This is a genomic window from Pelomicrobium sp. G1 (genome assembly GCF_051905455.1).
GTDB lineage: Bacteria > Pseudomonadota > Gammaproteobacteria > Burkholderiales > UBA6910 > Pelomicrobium.
The window spans coordinates 1-236 of record NZ_JBQACR010000598.1 but is presented as its reverse complement, the minus strand read 5'-3'; the positions used below and the strand labels follow the sequence as shown (position 1 = coordinate 236).

The 236-nt window shown below is 60.2% G+C and carries 1 protein-coding gene; it reads right to left on the bottom strand.

Annotated elements, in window-relative coordinates:
* A partial coding sequence (locus tag ACTFO6_RS19780) for a TRAP transporter small permease subunit (protein ID WP_439935994.1) occupies positions 1 to 236 on the bottom strand: 236 nt, incomplete at both ends.

Genomic DNA, 236 nt, shown 5'->3' with positions numbered 1-236 from the left:
ACCGGGATGACCGCCTTGAAGGGATAGAGCGGCGGCATCCACGGGCTGGTGATGGCCCGCTCCTTCAAGCGCCAGGACTCATAAAAAAAGTCCCATCCGTACCAGAGGAAGATGGCGAGCCCGGGAAAGAAGAAGAACACGTAGGCGACGGTGTCCACGAAGGCCTGCCAGCGGACCGGAAAGCCGTTGTAAAGGAAATCGGTGCGGATGTGGGCCTTCTGCTTGAGCGCGTAGGC